Consider the following 686-nt stretch of genomic DNA (forward strand, 5'->3'; position numbering starts at 1 on the left):
CCGCGCGGTCGCAGCGGCGCCCGGGGATGCCGCGACGCGCCTCGCCGCCGCTTCGATCGAGGCGCGCTGGGGCGATCCCGCCGCGGCGCGGGCGCTGCTCGATCCGGTGCTGGCGACGATCCGCGCCGACCAGGAAAGCCTCGACCACCTCGCCATGCTCGCCGGCCTGCTCGCCGCGCGCGGCGCGGTCGCGGAAGCCGCCGCGCTGCTCGGCGCCTGCTGGCGGGCGAGCCATCGCCCAATGCTGCGTGCCGCCTTCGTGCCTATCGCGCTGGCCGCGCACCGGCGCGGGCTGAATGCCGGCACCGCGCGGGCGCTGCTCGATGAAGCGGCGGCGGCGATCCTCTCCGCGCTGCCCGCCATCGGCGCGCGCGACCTCGCGGAATTCGCGCGGCTGGCGGAGGAGGGCGGGCGCGGGGACCTGCTGCGGCAGGTGGGACGTGCCGCGATCGAAGCGGGCCATGCGACGCAGGCGCGGCGCCTGATCGGCCTTGCCCCCGGCGCGCCCGCCACGCCGCGCGGACTGGAACTCGCCGCGACCGGCCAGTTTGCACGCGCGGCGGTCGCCTTCGAACTCGCGCTGGCGGAAGCGCCGGGCGACCCGGCGGCGCGGCTGAACGCGGGCTGGGCCGCCCTCGGTGCCGGCGACGTGGCGGCGGCGGAGGCCGCCTTCGACGGGCTGCGCG

Annotated in this window: 1 protein-coding gene; it reads left to right on the forward strand. The window is 79.3% G+C overall.

Annotated elements, in window-relative coordinates; all coding sequences use genetic code 11:
- Nucleotides 1-686, forward strand: a 686-nt coding sequence (locus HW577_RS26075; protein WP_198378968.1) for a tetratricopeptide repeat protein, incomplete at both ends; no start/stop codon positions are given.

It is taken from the genome of Neoroseomonas rubea (assembly GCF_016106015.1).
Taxonomy (GTDB): domain Bacteria; phylum Pseudomonadota; class Alphaproteobacteria; order Acetobacterales; family Acetobacteraceae; genus Neoroseomonas; species Neoroseomonas rubea.